The sequence below is a fragment of the Streptomyces sp. NPDC104367 genome, from assembly GCF_055583825.1.
In genome coordinates this window covers 202580-222139 of the sequence record NZ_JBVJND010000005.1, presented here as the reverse complement: position 1 = coordinate 222139, position 19560 = coordinate 202580, and the positions used below count along the sequence as shown (strand labels likewise).

17 protein-coding genes and 1 pseudogene are annotated in these 19560 nt (G+C 70.6%); 3 read left to right on the top strand and 15 right to left on the bottom strand.

Features of this window, described 5'->3' with window-relative positions:
* Positions 1-141 precede the first annotated feature (141 nt).
* From topA to bldG, 7 genes are all read right to left on the bottom strand, one after another.
* Entirely contained in the window at positions 142-2976 is a 2835-nt protein-coding gene (topA, locus tag ACZ619_RS10040) for a type I DNA topoisomerase (RefSeq protein ID WP_469596482.1), read from the bottom strand.
* A 267-nt stretch (positions 2977-3243) separates the two neighbouring features.
* Positions 3244-3441, bottom strand: coding sequence for a hypothetical protein (locus tag ACZ619_RS10035; RefSeq protein ID WP_469596480.1), 198 nt, complete (start codon positions 3439-3441; stop codon positions 3244-3246).
* A 242-nt stretch (positions 3442-3683) separates the two neighbouring features.
* Positions 3684-5213, bottom strand: coding sequence for a DUF7059 domain-containing protein (locus ACZ619_RS10030; RefSeq protein WP_469596478.1), 1530 nt, complete (start codon positions 5211-5213; stop codon positions 3684-3686).
* A gap of 78 nt (positions 5214-5291) precedes the next feature.
* Positions 5292-5909, bottom strand: a complete 618-nt coding sequence (locus ACZ619_RS10025; RefSeq protein WP_469596476.1) for a small secreted protein — start codon at positions 5907-5909, stop codon at positions 5292-5294.
* 272 nt (positions 5910-6181) lie between these two features.
* Complete coding sequence (locus tag ACZ619_RS10020) at positions 6182-8590, bottom strand: sodium-translocating pyrophosphatase (protein WP_469596474.1); 2409 nt, start codon at positions 8588-8590, stop codon at positions 6182-6184.
* A 363-nt stretch (positions 8591-8953) separates the two neighbouring features.
* On the bottom strand, positions 8954-9388 hold the full coding sequence (locus ACZ619_RS10015; protein WP_469596473.1) for an ATP-binding protein: 435 nt from the start codon (positions 9386-9388) through the stop codon (positions 8954-8956).
* 241 nt (positions 9389-9629) lie between these two features.
* On the bottom strand, positions 9630-9971 hold the full coding sequence (gene bldG / locus ACZ619_RS10010; protein WP_010986038.1) for an anti-sigma factor antagonist BldG: 342 nt from the start codon (positions 9969-9971) through the stop codon (positions 9630-9632).
* Positions 9972-10052: 81 nt separating this feature from the next.
* On the opposite strand from bldG, the gene ACZ619_RS10005 reads away from it, so the two are divergent.
* Positions 10053-12503 carry a DEAD/DEAH box helicase gene (locus ACZ619_RS10005; RefSeq protein WP_469596471.1) on the top strand — a complete coding sequence of 817 codons (2451 nt, stop codon included), beginning with the start codon at positions 10053-10055 and terminating at the stop codon, positions 12501-12503.
* 109 nt (positions 12504-12612) lie between these two features.
* Here the strand turns inward: ACZ619_RS10005 and ACZ619_RS10000 are convergent, their stop codons facing one another.
* From ACZ619_RS10000 to ACZ619_RS09975, 6 genes and pseudogenes are all read right to left on the bottom strand, one after another.
* Positions 12613-12951 carry an Rv3654c family TadE-like protein gene (locus tag ACZ619_RS10000; RefSeq protein WP_469596765.1) on the bottom strand — a complete coding sequence of 113 codons (339 nt, stop codon included), beginning with the start codon at positions 12949-12951 and terminating at the stop codon, positions 12613-12615.
* 134 nt (positions 12952-13085) lie between these two features.
* The gene (locus ACZ619_RS09995) at positions 13086-13406 is read right to left on the bottom strand and encodes a TadE family type IV pilus minor pilin (RefSeq protein WP_469596468.1); all 321 of its coding nucleotides are present in this window, start codon (positions 13404-13406) and stop codon (positions 13086-13088) included.
* Between the two features lie 28 nt (positions 13407-13434).
* Positions 13435-13614 (bottom strand): DUF4244 domain-containing protein, encoded by a 180-nt coding sequence (locus tag ACZ619_RS09990; protein ID WP_469596465.1) that lies wholly within the window; start codon positions 13612-13614, stop codon positions 13435-13437.
* Between the two features lie 187 nt (positions 13615-13801).
* Positions 13802-14581 carry a type II secretion system F family protein gene (locus ACZ619_RS09985; RefSeq protein ID WP_469596463.1) on the bottom strand — a complete coding sequence of 260 codons (780 nt, stop codon included), beginning with the start codon at positions 14579-14581 and terminating at the stop codon, positions 13802-13804.
* Positions 14578-15444 (bottom strand): type II secretion system F family protein, encoded by an 867-nt coding sequence (locus ACZ619_RS09980; protein ID WP_469596460.1) that lies wholly within the window; start codon positions 15442-15444, stop codon positions 14578-14580. Before ACZ619_RS09980 ends, ACZ619_RS09985 begins: the two co-directional genes overlap by 4 nt.
* 102 nt (positions 15445-15546) lie before the next feature.
* Positions 15547-15876 (bottom strand): annotated as a pseudogene (locus ACZ619_RS09975) (ATPase, T2SS/T4P/T4SS family); the annotation flags it as partial.
* A gap of 607 nt (positions 15877-16483) precedes the next feature.
* Here ACZ619_RS09975 and ACZ619_RS09970 point away from each other — a divergent pair.
* Positions 16484-16783, top strand: a complete 300-nt coding sequence (locus ACZ619_RS09970; RefSeq protein WP_469596458.1) for a hypothetical protein — start codon at positions 16484-16486, stop codon at positions 16781-16783.
* Between the two features lie 36 nt (positions 16784-16819).
* Here ACZ619_RS09970 and ACZ619_RS09965 read toward each other — a convergent pair whose 3' ends face one another.
* Positions 16820-17248 (bottom strand): TniQ family protein, encoded by a 429-nt coding sequence (locus ACZ619_RS09965; RefSeq protein WP_469596455.1) that lies wholly within the window; start codon positions 17246-17248, stop codon positions 16820-16822.
* Positions 17249-17377: 129 nt separating this feature from the next.
* Between ACZ619_RS09965 and ACZ619_RS09960 the strand changes: the two genes are divergently transcribed.
* Positions 17378-18244 (top strand): TIGR02391 family protein, encoded by an 867-nt coding sequence (locus tag ACZ619_RS09960; RefSeq protein ID WP_469596453.1) that lies wholly within the window; start codon positions 17378-17380, stop codon positions 18242-18244.
* A 123-nt stretch (positions 18245-18367) separates the two neighbouring features.
* On the opposite strand, the gene ACZ619_RS09955 is transcribed toward ACZ619_RS09960, so the two are convergent.
* Positions 18368-19555, bottom strand: a complete 1188-nt coding sequence (locus tag ACZ619_RS09955) for a TniB family NTP-binding protein (protein ID WP_469596450.1) — start codon at positions 19553-19555, stop codon at positions 18368-18370.
* Positions 19556-19560 lie beyond the last annotated feature (5 nt).

The window sequence follows — 19560 nt, the reverse complement described above, 5'->3', positions numbered from 1 at the left end:
TATCGGCAGCCGAGGACAGCCCGGTGCGACCGTCCACAGGTACGCACACCCCGACACCAAGTTGATGCCGGGGTGTTCGCATTGCGAAGCCGGTGTGACCGGTGTGAACCGGTGTGACCGGTATGCGCATCTGAGGCCGGCTCAGTCCTCCGAGGCCGCCTTGGCGGCCGTCGCCTTCTTGGCCACCGTCTTCTTCGCGGCCGTGGTCGTCTTCTTGGCGACGGTCTTCTTGGCCGCCGTCTTCTTCGCCGGAGCGGCCTTCTTGGCGGCGGCCGTCTTCTTCGCGGGCGCCTTCTTCGCCGTCTTCTTGGCGGGCGCCTTGGCACGCTTCTCGGCGAGGAGCTCGAAGCCGCGCTCCGGGGTGATCGTCTCGACGCTGTCGCCGGAGCGCAGGGTCGCGTTGGTCTCCCCGTCGGTGACGTACGGCCCGAAGCGGCCGTCCTTCACCACGACCGGCTTCTCGCTGACCGGATCGGTGCCCAGCTCCTTCAGCGGCGGCTTGGCGGCGGCCCGGCCGCGCTGCTTGGGCTGGGAGTAGATCTGGAGCGCCTCTTCGAGGGTGATCGTGAAGAGCTGGTCCTCGGAGGTGAGCGAACGCGAGTCCGTGCCCTTCTTCAGGTACGGCCCGTAGCGCCCGTTCTGCGCGGTGATCTCCTGGCCCTCGGCGTCGGCGCCGACGACCCGCGGCAGCGACATCAGCCGGAGCGCGTCCTCCAGGGTGACCGTGTCCAGGGACATGGTCTTGAAGAGCGAGGCCGTGCGCGGCTTGACGGCGTTCTTGCCGGTCTTCGGGGTGCCCTCGGGGAGCACCTCGGTGACGTACGGGCCGTAGCGGCCGTCCCGGGCGATGATCTGGTGGCCGGTCCGCGGGTCGGCGCCCAGCTCGAAGTCGCCGCTCGGCTTGGCGAGCAGTTCCTCGGCGAGCTCGACGGACAGCTCGTCGGGGGCCAGGTCCTCCGGCACGTCCGCGCGCTGGTGGCCCTCGGAGTCCTTCTCGCCGCGCTCGATGTACGGGCCGTAGCGGCCGACGCGGAGCACGATGCCGTTGCCCACCGGGAACGACGACACCTCGCGCGCGTCGATCGCGCCCAGGTCGGTCACCAGCTCCTTGAGGCCGCCGAGGTGGTCCCCGTCGCCGTTGCCGGCGTCGGCGGCGCCACCGGTGGTGGTGCCCTCGCCGCCCTCGCCGAAGTAGAAGCGCTTCAGCCACGGCACGGCCTTGGCCTGGCCCGCGGCGATGCGGTCGAGGTCGTCCTCCATCCGGGCGGTGAAGTCGTAGTCGACCAGCCGGCCGAAGTGCTTCTCCAGGAGGTTGACCACGGCGAAGCTCAGGAAGGAGGGCACCAGGGCCGTCCCCTTCTTGAACACGTAGCCGCGGTCGAGGATCGTGCCGATGATCGACGCGTACGTCGACGGGCGGCCGATCTCGCGCTCTTCCAGCTCCTTGACCAGCGAGGCCTCGGTGTAGCGGGCCGGGGGCTTGGTGGAGTGCCCGTCGACCGTGATCTCCTCGGCGGACAGCGCGTCGCCCTCGGCCACCTGGGGCAGCCGGCGCTCGCGGTCGTCCAGCTCGGCGTTCGGGTCGTCGGCGCCCTCGACGTAGGCCTTGAGGAAGCCGTGGAAGGTGATCGTCTTGCCGGAGGCGCTGAACTCGGCGTCCCGGCCGTCGGCGGCGGTGCCGGCGATCTTCACGGTGACGCTGTTGCCGGTCGCGTCCTTCATCTGGGAGGCGACGGTCCGCTTCCAGATCAGCTCGTAGAGCTTGAACTGGTCGCCGGTCAGGCCGGTCTCGGCGGGCGTGCGGAAACGATCACCCGAGGGGCGGATCGCCTCGTGCGCCTCCTGCGCGTTCTTGACCTTCGCGGCGTACGTACGCGGGGCCGAGGGCAGGTACTCGGCACCGTACAGCTGCGTGACCTGGGCGCGGGCGGCCGTGACGGCGGTGTCGCTCAGCGTCGTCGAGTCGGTACGCATGTAGGTGATGTAGCCGTTCTCGTACAGCTTCTGGGCCACCTGCATGGTGGCCTTCGCGCCGAAGCCGAGCTTGCGGCTCGCCTCCTGCTGCAGCGTCGTCGTACGGAACGGGGCGTAGGGCGAGCGGCGGTACGGCTTGGACTCGACCGACCGGACCGCGAACCGGGTGTTCTCCAGGGCCGCGGCCAGGGCGCGGGCGTTCGCCTCGTCGAGGTGCAGGGTGTTCGCGCCCTTGAGCTGCCCGAGCGAGTCGAAGTCACGGCCCTGCGCGACGCGCCGTCCGTCGACGGCCTGGAGCCGCGCGACCAGGGACGACGGGTCGCTGGAGTCACCGGCCCGGCCGGTGGCGAAGGTGCCCGTCAGGTCCCAGTAGTCGGCGGAGCGGAACGCGATGCGCTCGCGCTCCCGCTCGACCACGAGCCGGGTCGCGACGGACTGGACACGGCCGGCCGACAGGCGCGGCATGACCTTCTTCCACAGGACCGGCGAGACCTCGTAGCCGTAGAGGCGGTCGAGGATGCGGCGGGTCTCCTGGGCGTCGACGAGCTTCTGGTTGAGGTCGCGCGGGTTGGCGACGGCCTCGCGGATCGCGTCCTTGGTGATCTCGTGGAAGACCATCCGCTTGACGGGGATCTTCGGCTTGAGGACCTCCTGGAGGTGCCAGGCGATGGCCTCGCCCTCGCGGTCCTCATCGGTGGCGAGGAAGAGCTCGTCGGACTCCTTCAGCAGGTCCTTGAGCTTCTTGACCTGCGCCCTCTTGTCGGCGTTGATCACGTAGATGGGCTGGAAGTCGTGCTCGACGTCCACGCCGAGGCGCCGGACCTCGCCGGTGTACTGCTCGGGCACCTCCGCGGCGCCGTTGGGAAGGTCACGGATGTGCCCGACGCTCGCTTCGACGACGTATCCGGGGCCCAGATAGCCCTTGATCGTCTTCGCCTTGGCAGGCGACTCGACGATGACGAGTCGGCGGCCGCCCTGTGCGGTCTCGCTGGTCGGGGACAACTTCGCTCTTCTCTCCGGTCGACGCTGGGGCCTCCCCAGGCCTTGCTCCCGGGGTCGTGGCACGGGCACGGATACCCGCTCACTTGGTGACGCTGCGGAGTGTGACGGTACATCCCGCCCCCGTGTCAAACGGGAAAAGCTCACAACGGCCACTCGAACGGTAACCCGACTACCGCCATTCCTGCCGCCCGGAGTACCCGGCCGCCTTCTCGGCCCTGTCCGGAGCGTGACGCTCCCATTACCCGGACGGAACCACGGGTGCCGATGTCAGAGGCGGGTCAGGCAGTACGCCCCGAGCCCCAGGGAGGCCACCGCGGCGAGGCCGGCGAGGGTCGCCGATGCGACCTGGCTCACACCCTGGGCGACGGCTTCACCGCGCCGGACCCGGATGCCGGTCCACACCAGCAGCGCACCCCCGAACAGGGCGAACACCGCCCCCGCGAAGATCGCCGGTCCGCTCTCCATGGCCCGCGCGCCCCTTCCCTGCCGTCCGCGAGTGCCCAGCGTCCGGAGACTGGCACGCGGGGACGGCGGGCGGGAGGCCGCCGGGCGAAATCGAGGTGAACGAGGGACCGGCACCCCCTCGAACATGCGGCCGACGGAGGACGAGGCGGACCTTACGGCCACATTTTTCCAGCCTTTTTTCATCTCCCGGCGTGTCCTGACGCGATCTCCCGGCGAGCCCCGGCGCGCTCCCGGACGGTCCGTCAGCCCGCCGGCTCCAGGAACCCCTGCTCCACCAGCAGCCGGATCTGCGCGGGCGTGCGGTCCCGCAGCAACACCGGGTCCTCTCCCATCAGTTGCGCGATGGCGTCGAGAATCCGCCCCGCGCTCAGCGAGCCGTCGCACACCCCTGCGAACCCGGCGCCCACCGTGTCCACCTTGGTCGCGCGGCGCATCCCGCGGTGCTGGCGCAGCACCACGTGCTCCGGGTCCTCGGCACCGGGCAGCCCGACCTGTTCCTGGACCACCTCGACGGCGAGCTTGAAGTGGCCTTCGAGGAGATCCGCGTCGTCGTGGTCACGGAGGTAGTCGAGGCGGTCGAAGTGCGCGCGGATCGTGTCGCCGAGCGGCTGTTCGATCGAATGCGGCCACTCCTCCACGGTGACCGAGGGCACCGCGGCGCCCGTCCTGCGCAGTGTGATCCAGCCGAACCCCACCCCCTTCACCTTGCGCGCCTCGAACTCGTCGAGCCACGCGTCGTACCGCGCCTGGTACTCCACCGGGTCCCCGCGGTGGTCGCCGGAGTCCCTGAGCCACAACTCGGCGTACTGGTTGACGTCCTGCACCTCGCGCTGCACGATCCACGCGTCGCAGCCGCGCGGCACCCACGACCTGACCCTGTCCTGCCAGTCCTCCCCCGCCACGTGCTGCCAGTTGGCGAGGAACTGCGCGAACCCGCCCTCGTTCAGCCGCTCCCCGGCCTGTTGAACGAGCGAGCGGCACAGATCGTCCCCGCTCATCCCGCCGTCCCGGTAGGTGAGCCGGGCTCCGGGCGAGATCACGAACGGCGGGTTGGAGACGATGAGGTCGTACGTCTCGTCGTCCCGGACCGGCTCGAACAGCGAGCCCTCGCGCAGGTCGGCCGCGGGGGCGCCGGACAGCGCCAGGGTGAGCGCCGTGACGTGCAGCGCGCGGGGGTTGAGGTCGGTCGCGGTCACCCGGGTGGTGTGCTGGGCCGCGTGCAGCGCCTGGATGCCTGAGCCGGTACCGAGGTCGAGGGCGGTGGCGACCGGCATGCGGACGGTGATGCCGGCGAGCGTGGTGGACGCGCCGCCGACGCCCAGGACGACGCCCTCGTGGCGCTGCCCGATGCCGCCGGCGCCGCCGACGGCGCAGCCGAGGTCGGAGACGATGAACCAGTCCTCGCCGTCCGGCCCGCCGTACGGCCGTACGTCCACGGTGGCCGCGACCTCGTCGCCGCCCGCGCGGGTCAGCCAGCCGCTCTCCAGGAGCTCGCCGACGGGCAGGAAGCCCGCCACGCGCGCGTGCGGCACGGGCTGCTGGAGCAGGAACAGCCGTACGAGCGTCTCCAGCGGGGTGTCCCCGCGGGTCGCCCGGAGCGCGGGGACCGTCTCGCTGCGGGCCAGCGCCGCGTACGCGGGGGCACCGAGCAGTTCGAGCAGCCCGTCGGCGGTGAAGGAGACGTCCAGCAGGGCGGTGCGCAGCCGTGCGGCGACGTCGGGTCGGTCGGAGGCGGGCAGAACGGCGGGTCCGGTGTCAGTCACGCCCTCCATTGTGTCCCGCGTACCGCCGCGCCCGCTGGCGCGGCCCGCGGCGGCGCACGCCCCGCGCCGGACCTCCCGCCGCGGCCGTCAGCTCGCGGTCGACGAGGCCGACGCGGCGGGCGTCGAGGAGGACGTGGTCGCGGAGATCTTCTTGCAGCTGGCCTGCTCGGCGATCGCGTCCTTGACCTCGCCCTGCTCCAGGGCCTGGAGCGCCTCCGTGCCGCTCTTGTTGCGCGTCTCGATGTCCGACATCTGGGAGGCGACGTCGTTGAGACCGGAGGCGAACTTGGCCTGGTCCTTGGTGTCCAGCGCGTCGACCTTCTTCTTCAGGTCGGCGTAGGACGCGGAGAGGCTGTTGAGGGTCTTCACGACGTTCTGAAGACGCTTGGCGCCGTCCTCGATCCCGGGGGGCGCGCCGGCGGCGCCGATGTCGCCGGCGAGCGCCTTGTAGCCGTCGGACATGTCCTGGAAGGCCTGGGAGTCGGTCTTCTGGATGGTCGCGGGCGAGCTGGTGGTGTCCGAGGCCGTCTGCGCGATGGCCTCGTTGGCAGCCTTGATCTTCGCGGTCTGCGACGGCACCGCGTCGCACACCGTCTTGGCCCAGGCGATCAGCTTGGGGTCGGTGCCCTCGTTGCCGCCGCACCCGGACAGCGCCAGTACCAGTACCGCACCGCCGGACAGTGCGGCCGCGAGCTTCTTGTTCACCGGATCGGTCCCTTCAACGGCTCTCGGCCCCCGGAATCTACACGGCGGACGGACAGCACCTTCATGACCCGCACCCGATAAGTACGTTTTTATTCAGCTTTGCACCAGGGAGAGAAGGCTCACGACGAAACGGCGCACACATGATCCTTGCGCCACGAAACGGACACCGGCGCGTGGACGCGAAACGGGCGGACGGCGTGTCAACGCACGCCGTCCGCCCGCTCGTTGGCCGCGCCCTCTCGGCACGGACCCGGTGGCATTCGTAAGACCGCTTACGAAACCACCGCTGGATCGGCCGACTTGGCCACTCGTTCCGCGCTGTCCTCGTCGTCCCCGACGGCGATGCCGCGCCGCTTGGAGACGTAGACCGCGCCGACGATCACCACCAGCGCGAACACCGCGATCGTGATCCGGACGCCGATGCTCCTGTCGCTGCCGTAGGAGAACTTGATCACCGCGGGCGCGATGAGCAGCGACACCAGGTTCATGACCTTGAGCAGCGGGTTGATCGCGGGTCCCGCGGTGTCCTTGAACGGGTCGCCGACCGTGTCGCCGATGACCGTGGCGGCGTGGGCCTCGCTGCCCTTGCCGCCGTGGTGGCCGTCCTCGACGAGCTTCTTGGCGTTGTCCCAGGCACCGCCGGAGTTGGCCAGGAACACCGCCATGAGCGTGCCCGCGCCGATCGCGCCCGCGAGGTAGGAGCCGAGGGCGCCGACGCCGAGCGTGAACCCGATGAAGATGGGCGCCATCACGGCGAGCAGTCCCGGCGTGGCCAGCTCCCGCAGGGCGTCCTTGGTGCAGATGTCGACGACCTTGCCGTACTCGGGCGTCTCCGTGTAGTCCATGATCCCGGGGTGCTCGCGGAACTGCCGCCGCACCTCGAAGACCACCGAACCCGCCGAACGCGACACGGCGTTGATGGCGAGCCCGGAGAAGAGGAAGACGACCGCCGCGCCGGCGATGAGACCGACGAGGTTGTTCGGCTGCGAGATGTCCATGGACAGGGTCAGCGGGGAGCCCGCGCCGCTCAGCTTCGCGCCCACGTCCTGCACGTTCGTGGTGATCGCGTCCCGGTACGACCCGAAGAGCGCCGACGCCGCGAGGACGGCGGTGGCGATGGCGATGCCCTTGGTGATGGCCTTGGTGGTGTTGCCGACCGCGTCCAGGTTGGTGAGCACCTGGGCGCCCGCGCCCTCGACGTCGCCGGACATCTCGGCGATGCCCTGGGCGTTGTCGGAGACCGGCCCGAAGGTGTCCATGGCGACGATGACGCCGACCGTGGTGAGCAGGCCGGTGCCGGCCAGCGCGACCGCGAACAGCGCGAGCATGATCGACGTACCGCCGAGCAGGAACGCGCCGTAGACGCTCAGGCCGATCAGCAGGGCGGTGTAGACGGCCGACTCCAGGCCCACCGAGATGCCGGCGAGGACCACGGTGGCCGGGCCGGTCAGCGAGGTCTTGCCGATGTCCATGACCGGACGCCGGTTTGTCTCGGTGAAGTAGCCGGTCAGCTGCTGGATGACGGCCGCGAGCAGGATGCCGATGGCGACCGCGACGAGCGCGAGGATCCGCGGGTCGCCGTCCTTGGCCCTGATGGCCGCATCCGTGATGCCGTCCAGGTCCGCGTACGTCGCCGGCAGGTAGACGAAGACCGCGATCGCGACGAGCACCAGCGAGATCACCGCGGAGATGAAGAAGCCGCGGTTGATGGCGCTCATACCGCTGCGGTCGCTGCGGCGCGGGGCGACCGCGAAGATGCCGATCATCGCCGTGAGCACGCCGATGGCCGGCACCAGGAGCGGGAAGGCGAGTCCGGAGTCGCCGAAGGCCGCCTTGCCGAGGATCAGCGCGGCGACCAGGGTCACGGCGTACGACTCGAAGAGGTCGGCCGCCATGCCCGCGCAGTCGCCGACGTTGTCGCCCACGTTGTCGGCGATGGTCGCGGCATTGCGCGGGTCGTCCTCCGGAATGCCCTGTTCGACCTTGCCGACCAGGTCGGCGCCGACGTCGGCTGCCTTGGTGAAGATGCCGCCGCCGACACGCATGAACATGGCGATCAGGGCGGCCCCGAGGCCGAAGCCTTCGAGCACCTTCGGCGCGTCGGCCGCGTACACCAGCACCACGCAGGAGGCGCCGAACAGGCCGAGCCCCACCGTGAACATGCCGACGACGCCGCCCGTGCGGAAAGCGATCTTCATGGCTTTGTGCGAGACGGCGGTGAGATCCTTTTCCGGTTCTCCTTCCGCCGGAGTGGCTTCGCGCGCCGCCGCGGCGACGCGGACATTGCTGCGCACGGCGAGCCACATGCCGATATAACCGGTGGTCGCCGAGAAGACCGCACCGATCAGGAAGAAGATCGACCGTCCGGCGCGCTGATTCCAGTCGTCCGCGGGCAGCAGCAGGAGCAGGAAGAACACCACGACGGCGAATACGCCGAGCGTGCGCAACTGCCGGCCCAGATAGGCGTTCGCGCCTTCCTGGACCGCCGCCGCGATCTTCTTCATGCTGTCCGTGCCCTCGCCCGCCGCGAGCACCTGGCGCACCAGGATCCACGCGACCGCGAGCGCGGCCAGCGCCACGACGGCGATCACCGCCACCAGGGCACGGTTGTCGTCGGTCAGGACCGCGGCCGCGACGGTCGTGGGGTGGCCCAACTGATGAGGGGTAGAAAGCCCCGCCATTCGTCCTCCTTGACGCTTGGGCTGAGCTCAAGATGTGGACGGATTCTAGGTACCCCGGAGTGATCTAAACAGGGGACGGTAAACGGAATTAGCCTTCTCGTGCCACTTCAGCAAATGATCGAGGTCACGCCACCCAACCCGAAAGCGGTAATGCCCTAAAAGCATTGACGACCGCGACGACCGCATTGACTCTTGATCGAATTATCGGGGGATTGATCATTGAATGATCGTGAATTCTTTCACGAATTCGGCGACCGGATGACAACCGGAGGAAAATAACAAGAAGGGCCCTGCTCAGCAGGGCCCTTCCGTCGTGATCACATGGCTCCGGGGGGGGAGCCCTCAGGACTCCCGGGGAGCCCCTCAGGCGAGCGCCGCCCCCGGCAGGGTGGTCGGCCAGGTCATGCGGATGAGTCCGCCGTTCTCCCCGGCGGTGACCTCCACGTCGTCGACGAGGCCGCTGATGACCGCGAGGCCCATCTCGTCCTCCTCGGCCTCCACGTCCGCGTCCGGCGCGGCGCCGGTGGCGTGGTCGACGGGAACGGAACGGGGTGCCTCGTCGCCGACCTCGATGGAGAACTGCTTCTCCTCCTCGACCAGCGCCACCCGCACCGGCGAGGTGATGCCCGCGCTCTGGTGCAGCCCGACAGCACGGGAACAGGCCTCACCGACGGCCAGCCGGACCTCGTCCAGGACGGCCTCGTCCACTCCGGCCCTGCGCGCCACCGCCGCCGCCACCAGTCGGGCGGTGCGGACATGCTCGGGCAGCGCGCTGAAGCGGAGTTCAACGGTGGCCATGCGTCCCCCTCGGAACTACGGGCGTGCGGTAGGGGGGCCGGGCCGCCGAAGAACCCGGACCCCCCGATGAATTGCGTCCGCCGCGGGCACTGCGTCCCGCGAACGGCTGCCGGCACGGGCACGCGGGCCCGAAACGGGCAGGGGCGGCACGGGCGTCCATACGGGTGTACGGGCCCGTGCCGAGGGCCGGCCGGACGGCGCGGACCGATCGGCGGTCCGGTGGCCGTCGGCCGGCCCGGGGTCAGTCGGTGGCCGCCACCGCTTCCTCGACCGAGGTGTGGATCGGGAACACCTTGGTGAGGCCGGTGATGCGGAAGATCTTCAGAATGCGCTCCTGGTTGCAGACCAGGCGCAGCGAACCCTCATGGGCACGCACCCGCTTCAGGCCGCCGACCAGCACGCCGAGCCCGGTGGAGTCGAGGAAGTCCACGCCCTCCATGTCGACGACGAGGTGGAAATTGCCGTCGTTCACCAGCTCGACCAGCTGCTCGCGCAGCTTGGGCGCGGTATATACGTCGATTTCGCCACCGACCTCGACGACCGTACGATCGCCGACGGTACGGGTCGACAGGGACAGGTCCACGGATCCTCCAGCACCTTGCTATCGAGCAGTCGCCCCTCGGGACATCTCGGCTTGCGGCCCCTGGGGCGTCCGCCAGCCGCGATGGCATTCAATCACTTACCGGCAGGCGTGCACGACGCCTTGGCCCCATTGTCCGTCACGCCGGTGACACACTCGGTCCCGATGGCCATAAATCACCGATCCGATCGACCCCCGGTTCCGGCCGCTTCCGGGTTCGCTCCGGGCACGGTTCTGGACCGGCTCGCCGCCGGGCCGAGCCGGGCTTCGCGCATCACTCATACGGAGCACTTGCCCCCGCGCACGGGCCGCCATGCCGTCTGGCCTGACCGGATTCGATCGGAGGTCGTCGCCGCCGTGCGGGAGCGCGGCATCGAGCATCCGTGGGAACATCAGGCCCTGGCCGCCGAGCACGCCCTGGACGGCGACTCGGTGGTGGTCTCCACCGGCACCGCCTCCGGCAAGTCCCTGGCGTACCTCGTGCCCGTCCTGTCCACCCTGCTGGACGGCTCCGAGGCCCCCAACGGCCGCGGCGCCACCGCCCTCTACCTGGCACCCACCAAGGCACTCGCGGCAGACCAGTGCAGATCCGTGAAGGAACTTTCACAACCGCTGGCCAACGCCGTGCGCCCCGCGGTCTACGACGGCGACACCCCGTACGAGGAACGCGAGTGGGTCCGCCAGTACGCCAACTACGTGCTCACCAACCCGGACATGCTGCACCGCGGGATACTCCCCGGGCACCCGCGCTGGTCCTCCTTCCTGAAGTCGCTGAAGTACGTCGTCGTCGACGAGTGCCACACCTACCGGGGCGTCTTCGGCTCGCACGTCGCCCAGGTGCTGCGCCGCCTGCGCCGCCTGTGCGCCCGCTACGGCACCTCCCCCGTCTTCCTGCTGGCCTCGGCCACCGCCGCCGAGCCCGCCGTCGCCGCCCGGCGCCTGACCGGTCTGCCGGTCGTGGAGATCGCCGACGACGCCTCCCCGCGCGGCGAGCTGGTCTTCGCCCTGTGGGAGCCGCCGCTGACCGAGCTGCACGGCGAGAAGGGCGCCCCGGTCCGCCGTACCGCCACCGCCGAGACCGCCGACCTGCTCACCGACCTCACCGTGCAGGGCGTGCGGTCGGTCGCCTTCGTGCGCTCCAGACGCGGCGCGGAGCTGATCTCCGTCATCGCCCAGGAGCGGCTGGCCGAGGTCGACCGGTCCCTCGCCCGGCGTGTCGCGGCCTACCGCGGCGGCTACCTCCCCGAGGAGCGGCGCGCCCTGGAACGCGCGCTGCACTCCGGGGAGCTGCTCGGACTTGCCGCCACAACGGCCCTGGAGCTGGGTGTGGACGTCTCCGGGCTCGACGCCGTACTGATCGCCGGGTACCCGGGTACGAGGGCCTCTGTGTGGCAGCAGGCGGGTCGCGCGGGCCGCTCCGGCCAGGGCGCCCTCGCGGTGCTGGTCGCCCGCGACGACCCGCTGGACACCTTCCTCGTCCATCATCCCGAGGCCCTGTTCGACCAACCGGTGGAATCGACGGTCCTCGACCCCGACAACCCGTACGTCCTCGCACCCCACCTGTGCGCCGCCGCGGCCGAGATCCCGCTCACCGACGACGACCTCGACCTCTTCGGTCCCGCCTGCGCGGAGCTGCTGCCGCAGCTGGAGGCCGCGAAGCTACTGCGCCGCCGGACCAGGGCCTGGCACTGGACCCGCCGGGAGCGGGCCGCCGACCTCACCGACATCCGCGGCGAGGGCGGCCGCCCGGTGCAGGTCGTCGAGGAGGGCACCGGCCGGCTGCTCGGCACGGTGGACGCGGGCGCCGCGCACTCCACCGTCCACGAGGGCGCCGTCCACCTCCACCAGGGCCGCACCTACCTGGTGCGCCGGCTCGACCTGGAGGACTCGGTGGCCCTGGTGGAACAGGCCGAGCCGCCGTACTCCACGGTCGCCCGCGACACCACCGCCATCTCCGTCCTGGAGACCGACACGGAGATCCCCTGGGGCGACGGCCGCCTCTGCTACGGCTCCGTCGAGGTCACCAATCAGGTGGTCTCCTTCCTCCGCCGCCGGCTCATCACCGGCGAGGTCCTCGGCGAGACGAAGCTCGACCTCCCGCCCCGCACCCTGCGCACCCGAGCGGTGTGGTGGACCGTCACCGAGGACCAGCTCGACGAGGCCCGGATCAACCCGGAGATCCTCGGCGGCGCCCTGCACGCCGCCGAGCACGCCTCCATCGGCCTGCTCCCGCTCTTCGCGACCTGCGACCGCTGGGACATCGGCGGCGTGTCGATCCCGCTGCACCCCGACACGCTCCTGCCGACCGTCTTCGTCTACGACGGCCACCCCGGCGGCGCGGGCTTCGCCGAGCGCGCCTTCCACACGGCCCGCGAGTGGCTCACCGCCACCCGTGAGGCCATCGCCGCGTGCGAGTGCGACGCCGGGTGCCCGTCCTGCGTCCAGTCCCCCAAGTGCGGCAACGGGAACGAGCCGCTGCACAAGCGCGGCGCCGTCCGACTGCTCACGGTGCTGCTGAAGGGGGCACCGGGGTAGGCGACCGGGTGCGGGCGAGGCAAGGTGGAGCGGGGTGGATCAGGGCGGGGCTGAGCGGATCATGCCGGGGTTCGGCGGAACAGGGCGAGGCGGAACAGGGCGGGGCTGATCAGGGTGGGGCGGCGGGGGCCGGGGGCACGGTTCCCCGCGCACCTTCGGGGCTCGTCGCGGCGGGGCCGGCTCTGGCCCGGACCTCCACCGTGAACGGTCCGTCACCCGATGCCGCCGTCACGTCCGAGACGTCGCCCACGAGCACGCAACGCGTCAGCGACGTGCCCTGCGCCCGCGCCACCGCGTCGGCCAGGGCGCAGGCCTCGGCTGCCCCCTGGGCCCAGTGGTCCGCCGCGGCCAGCGCCGCCAGGTCGGCACCGCCCGCGGCGCGGTGCCGGACGACCACGGCGTGTCCCAGGCCCAGGACAACCCCGAACACCACACACAGCACGGCGATCGCACCGACGCTCCAGACGGTGGCCGAGCCCTGGTCCCGCGCCCCGCCACCACGTGCCCCGAAGAGCCGCGGGGAACCGCGCGCCCCGCCCTCACCGGCCCGCGGGCGTCCGGCCACCTCTCCGAACCGGCGCCTCACGGCTCCTCCCCCTCCGCCAGAGCAACCGCCGACTCCCGTACCTCGAACGGCAGTACACGCAGTACCGGCGAACTCGCCACCACGGTCACCCGGACCCTGTCGCCCTCCCGGCCCACCGTCACCGTCGCCCCGTCCGGCGCCGCCTCCTTCGCCACCGTGATCACCGCGTCCTCGGTGTCCTGCCGCGCGGCGGCCCGCGCCCCGATGCGGGCGGCGTCCACGCACCGGATCTGGGCGGCCACCACGAGCAGCCCCCACACCAGCGCCATCGTGAACGCCACCAGCACCGGCAGCACCACGGCCGCCTCCGCCGTCACGAACCCCCGGTCGGCCCCGCGCCCCCGCTCACGTTCCCGCACTGAGGGCCCGCTTCACGATGTCCTGGAGCTCCGCACTGACCTGCCCGCTGGTCACGACCGCGTAGAGAACCGCCGCGAACCCGACGGCGGCGATGATCCCCATCGCGTACTCGGAGGTGACCATGCCCGCGTCCCGGCGCAGCAGCTTCCGCATCTTCTGGAACATCCCGACTCCCTTGTCTCTTCAGCTCGTTCGGTACTTCTGGTCGTTCGGTACTTCTGGCTCTTGGGTGCTTGAGTTCTTCCGGCTCTTCGGTGCTCGGGTGCCTCGGTCCCTGGGCCCCTCGGCCCCTCGGTCCTCCTGAAGTCCGCACCGGCCCGTGCCTGTCGCCGGCCTGGCCGTGGCCCTCCCGTCATCCACCACCCCCTCGCAGCACCCCGCCGGCGAGCCCGATCACCACGGGCAGCACGCCCACCGCGACGAACGCGGGCAGGAAGCACAGCCCCACCGGAGCGGAGATCAGAACGGCGGCCCGGCGGGCCCGTGCCGTCGCGCTCCGCGCCCACTCCGCGCGGGCGTCCGAGGCCAGCCGGGCGACGGGAGCCGCCGCGGGCAGCCCCGACTCGTCCGCGCGCTCCAGCAGCCGGGCCAGCGCGGCCGCTCCCGGCAGCGCCGCCAACCGGCGCCAGGCGTCCGCCGGTTCGCCGCCCAGCCGCATCTCGGCCGCGCCCCGTGCCAGCCCTTCCCCGACCGGTCCGCCGAGTGCCTCCCCGACGGCCTGGGCCGCGACCACCGGACCGGCTCCGGCGGCGATGCAGGCGGCCAGGAGGTCGGAGGCGAGCGGGAGTTGGCGGGCCGCCTCGGCCGCCGACGCCTCCGCCGTCCGGGCCGCCTCGCCCTCCCGGCGCCGCCACCGCCACAGCCCCGCCGCGACGCCCAGTCCCAGCAGCACCCCGGTGACACCGCCGACCAGCACCCAGCCCCCGCACACCACGCCCACGGCCGGCAGCCACCCGAGGACGGCCGCTCTGACGTCGGAGTGCCGCTCCGCCTTCTCCCGGGCCAGCAGTTCGGCCACCCGGCGCCGGGCCCGGCGCCTGTCCCGGGCCGCCTCCAGTCGCCACGCCGACCAGCCCAGGGCCAGCAGCGCCGCGGCCGTCACCCCCAGCCTGTGGACAACCTCCGCGCTCACGCCGCCTCAGCTCCCCGCACGATCCGGGCCGCCCACCACGTCCCGGCGGCCTCGAACACCGCTCCGACGAGCAGACAGCCCAGTCCCGTCCCCGTGTGCAGCAGCACGCGCAGCGGGTCGGCGCCCATCGCCGAGCCGAGCAGGAGTCCGAGGGCGGGCAGCGCGGCGAGCATCACCGCGGTGGCCCGGGCGCCCGACAACTGGGCCCGCAGGTCCGCCCGCTGGTCCCGTTCGGCGCGCAGGGCCGCGTCCAGGCGGTCCAGACCGGCCGCGAGCCCCGCGCCCTGGTCGACGGCCACCCGCCAGCAGGCCGCGAGCCCCAGCAGGCCGTCGGCGCCCGGCTGCCGGGCCGCCACCGCGAGCGCGCCCGGCACGTCCCCGCCGAACCGCGCCGCCGCGACCACCGCGGCCCGGGCCTCACCGAGCCCGCCGGAGTCCCGCGCGGCCCGCAGCAGTGCCTCACCCGGCTGCCGGCCCGAGCGCACCTCACCGGCGAGCGCCCCGCACAGCGCGATCACCGCGTCGGCACGCGCCTCCCGGGCCCGCCGCAGTTCCCGGGCCAGCCGCAGCCGGCGCAGCACCGGCACCCCGGCCGCCCCCGCGAGGACCGGAATGACCGAGGCGGCCAGCAGCGCGAGCGCACTCCCCGCGGCCAGGGCCCACCACTCACCACGCCAACGGCCCCACAGCCGCCGGAGTTCCCCGGCGGTCCGCTCCCAGGAGGGCGGCCCGGTGGCCACCACCCCGCCGCCGGCGAGCAGCAGCCGCGCCCGCCGTACCTCGCGCTGCCGTTCGGCCATCAGCCAGGCCATGACCCCACCGCACACCACGGCCGCGCCGACCGTCGTCTCGACCTCACCCATCACATACGTCCCTTCGAACTCGCGGATCACTCACACCGCTTCCGTTCACTCCCGCCCACCTCCGTCACTTCTGTTCACTCCAATCCACTCCCGTCACTCCCGTCACTCCCGTTCGCTCCCGTCCGCTCCGTCCTGCCGGAGCAGTCCGCGCAGCCGCTCCCACCCCCGCTCCCGGACGAACGCCTCCGCGCCCCAGCGCAGGGCCGGTACCGTCCGCACCAGCCCGGAGGGGTCCCGCTCCAGCACGTGCACCTCGGCGATCCGCCGTCGGCCCGCGCGGTCGCGGACGAGGTGCAGCACCACGGACAGCGCGGCCGCCAACTGGCTGTGCAGGGCGGCCCGGTCGAGCCCGGCGGCCGTACCGAGGGCCTCCAGGCGGGCCGGCACGTCCGCGGCCGCGTTGGCGTGCACGGTGCCGCAGCCTGTCGGATGGCAGGAAAGATTTCAGTTGGCACAGCGCTGACCAGGGCACTGAAATCTTTTGTGCGGTGACCTACATCACACTTGCCGCACGAAAGATTTCAGTGCCCGATCTACGCGTAGGTCACGCCTGGAAGGATCGTCACTCACCGCGAAAGCAGCAGGTCACCGGAGGGTCGCGGGCCTGAAGCGTCAATGTCGCGTGGTGCGTTCGATGGGGTGGGACATCAGCCTGATCGTCAGCGCAACAAGTCGGCGCCTACCGTCGAACCCGGCCGCCGTACCCCTTCACGGAGGGGGCAGCGACCCGGACCGACTCGACGATTCGAGCGAGGAGTCGCGTCGCGTCCTGTGGCGGCCTTTTACGCCATGCCACATTCAGTGACCGCGCTCGAACTGGGAGTGGGCGAGCTGCAAAGTCGACGATCTCCCGGGCGGCCGACCACGGGTCGCCGCTGAACAGAATCTGGGCCGCGATTCGCAGTGCCGCTGTTTGAGCCATCGGTTTTGGCCCTGCAATCCTGGTCGGGTTGACTCCCAGGTTGGGCGGCGTGCAGAAATCGGTGAAGCCGTCGGCGACAACCGGGTCGGCACCTTCCATATTTTCCGGTCTAGCTACGTGGAAGGCAAAGTCTGCCATTGCGGCCAGATCTGCAAAGACACCTCGCAGCTGAACGGCCTCCGGTCGCGCCCGCGCGAGGCGTTCTTCGAGGAATTTTTGCAGGTCAGCGAGGACTTCGTCGTGCAGTTCAGGAGCTTTCCACTTTTTGTATTCGGTGTCGCATTGCCAGAGCAGGACATCTGTCAGTCGGTGCTTTTCGGAGCCTTGGCAGCTTCCTTGGCCGAGGTTGACGTGGGCCCCGGGGAGCGGGGTGTGGCATTCGGGGCATGCCGCCAGCAAGTAGCATCGATGCTTTAGGCATGCGAACATCCATGGCGTGCACCATTCGAGGGGTCAGCGTCCATCATTTTCTTCGATACAAGAGGGGCAGAATTTCAATTCGCGCGGGTCGATCCAGCTCGCTTTCATGATCCGGAACAGGTTCCGTGGGGTGGATTTGACCAGATCGAATTTCACGGCGGTCCCCAGGAAGCGCATCCAGGTCATCGCCTGCAATTCGTCGCCTGACAGTCCGGTTGCCTGTTCGACGCGAAGAACGTCCTCGTCGCCCAGGCCGTACACGAGCGACGTCGGCCCCGAGTCGGCGATGCGTGCCACGTTGTCGCCCGGCCGCAGGAGCCCGCACACCGTGGCCATCGATGTGCGGGAGACCTCGTAGACCGCGCTCAGGTGTCCCAGCCAGCTGAGGAGCGACTCCCTCGGAAGCGGCACAGGCACAACCGGCAGACGTCGGATGCAGTGGGCAGCGGAAGGGTCGGGCACACGTCACGATACGACGGCCCGTCTCTGCCCATCGTCGGAACCGCCACCGCCCATGGGGAAGGAGGCCGTTGCATGGTGCTCTCCTAGGCTCTCGGTGCAAGGCGGACACGATCAGAGGAGGGGGAGCGCATGGCGACGTACGGCGCTGAATACCTGAAGCGGCTGCTCGCTGCGGTGGAGAGGTTCGAGCGGGCCTTCGAACGCTGGATGGAGACTCAGGTCGAGTCGGATCTTCGTACCTCTCGTGGCTTGTACCCGACGGTCCATGTGAAGGACGGGCAGGATCAGGGGAGCATGCGGGAGCGTGAGCTCGACGTGGCGGAGACCGCAGGAGCTGCTGCGCGGGCTGTCGCCGTCACCGGGGCTCGTATCGGTGTCGCCGGACTCGGCGCGCTCGATCCGATCGCGAACTGGTCGCTCATGTCGGCTCCGAAGGCACTCTTCTCGCCGCAGGATGTCCGCAACACCGCGGCGACGGTCCGGGGCCGGCTGGGCATGATGATCGACGAGGCCGAGACGGCCACGGAGACGGCTGTGCCAGGATTCGCCCCGTCTGAGCTGCATCAAGTCATCTGGACCGCGGCGGCGGCACATTGGACGACCCATCAGTACCGGGTCGCGGTTCGTGAGGCGTCGGAGGCACTGACCGTGCATTGGAAGTCGCGTCTGGGCCGCCATGACGTGGACGACACCCCGTTTTGGCAGCAGACCCTCTCGCCGGGTGAGCCTGAGACGGGCAGGCCCAAGCTCGCGTGGCCCGGTGATCCCGCGGACAAGACGACCAGGAGCATGCGTGGCGGGCTGGAGCCACTGGGCAAGGCGTTGAACAGCCTGGCGACCGGACTGAATCTCACCGTCAGGAACGTCACGACGCACACCCGTGACGAGCTGACCGAGCAGGAGGGCATGGAACGCCTCGCCGCCTACAGCTACTTCGCCCGTCTCCTCGACAAGTGCGAAGTCCGCCGCGTCGACGAAGCCCCGCAGACCACCTGAGCTGCTTCACGCCGCTGGTCAGATCCCCCGACGGATGACGTCAACTGGTGAGCGGGGCTGGGGTCGTTCGGTTCGGCTGCGTCTGCGTTCTGGCCCTCGCCACGGTGTGGCGAGGGGGTGTGTCTAGCCGGCGGCGGCCTCGCCGTCTTCGTCTTCGGGGTTGTGGCGTTGCTCCGGTGAGGGGGGCAGGGGCTCTTCGTGCCACATCGCGTCGTACGTGCTCTGCGCGTGCTCGTTGATCACGATGGTGTCGATGAGGGCGCGGTCGATCCGCTCCGTGCCGGTGAGCACCGCGTCGGCGGCCGCTTCGCGGATGAGTTCCGCCAGGGAGCTGATGTTGCCTCCGGTGCGGCGGTATAGGTACTTCCACTCGCCGACGAGGGTGCCGGGCCGGTGTCTGTACAGGACGAGGGCTTCTTCCATCGCGGTGATGACGGAGACCCAGTCCTCTTTCTCTGCCCTGGTCCGGATGCCGTAGGGGGTCATGTGGAGCAGGAGGTTGCGGCCGGCGGTCTGGGTGGCGCGGCGGCCGCCGGTGCCTTCGAGGAAGAGGCCGGAGTGCTTGAGGTCGACGCCGGTGTAGATGAAGGTGGCCGCGGTGTGGTTCGCGATGTGCTTGAGGTGGTCGTTGACGACCTTGCCCTCCTTGAGGGAGAGGTCCATGAAGTGGGCGTCGTCGATGATCACGAGTTCGACGCCGACGCGGCGCATGTTCTCCAGAACGAGTCGGGTGATGTCGCTCTTGGTGGCACCGGAGCGGTAGTGCTGGCCGAGGTACTCGGCGAGCGCGATGGACAGGTCCTTGGGTGTGGCCTGGGAGGGGATGTTGACGTAGACGACGGGCGTGTAGTCGATGATCCGCCCGTCGACGATGTACTTCTTGTCGTAGCGGTCGGGATGGTTCAGCCGCAGTTCGTGCTCGAAGTCGTAGGCGAACGTCTTGACCAGGGTGGACTTGCCGAGCGTGGCGGGGCCGTCGAGGACGATGCCGCGTCGGGCGCCGGCCGGCTGGAAGCTGTTGGTCATCATCCGGCGGCGGATCTGGTGGTGGATGGACTTCATCTGGCTGGTGCGGACGATGACCAGGGCGCTGTGGTGGGCCACCCGGGCTGCGTTGTGGCGGCGTTGTTCCTCGGTGCTGAGCTGTTCGTAGACCTCCAGCGGCAGCAGGACCGGCTTCGCCGGGAGAACGTAGTCGAGATATTCGCGCCATTCCTCCTTGGTCCGGGGTTCGGACAGACCCGGGTGCTTGAAGTCGCCTGGTCCGTAGGCTTCTTCGGGCTGCTCGTCGGACGGGTCGGGGGAGGTCACGGGGG

Bases quoted from the DNA above. Each gene is read 5' to 3' on its own strand.
- ACZ619_RS09960 (WP_469596453.1), top strand. From the start codon at position 17,378: ATGGCGACGTACGGCGCTGAATACCTGAAGCGGCTGCTCGCTGCGGTG.
- ACZ619_RS10020 (WP_469596474.1), bottom strand. From the start codon at position 8,590: ATGGCGGGGCTTTCTACCCCTCATCAGTTGGGCCACCCCACGACCGTC.
- ACZ619_RS09990 (WP_469596465.1), bottom strand. From the start codon at position 13,614: ATGTTCCAGAAGATGCGGAAGCTGCTGCGCCGGGACGCGGGCATGGTC.
- ACZ619_RS10030 (WP_469596478.1), bottom strand. From the start codon at position 5,213: ATGGAGGGCGTGACTGACACCGGACCCGCCGTTCTGCCCGCCTCCGAC.
- ACZ619_RS10015 (WP_469596473.1), bottom strand. From the start codon at position 9,388: ATGGCCACCGTTGAACTCCGCTTCAGCGCGCTGCCCGAGCATGTCCGC.
- ACZ619_RS10035 (WP_469596480.1), bottom strand. From the start codon at position 3,441: ATGGAGAGCGGACCGGCGATCTTCGCGGGGGCGGTGTTCGCCCTGTTC.
- ACZ619_RS09980 (WP_469596460.1), bottom strand. From the start codon at position 15,444: ATGGGTGAGGTCGAGACGACGGTCGGCGCGGCCGTGGTGTGCGGTGGG.
- ACZ619_RS10005 (WP_469596471.1), top strand. From the start codon at position 10,053: ATGGCATTCAATCACTTACCGGCAGGCGTGCACGACGCCTTGGCCCCA.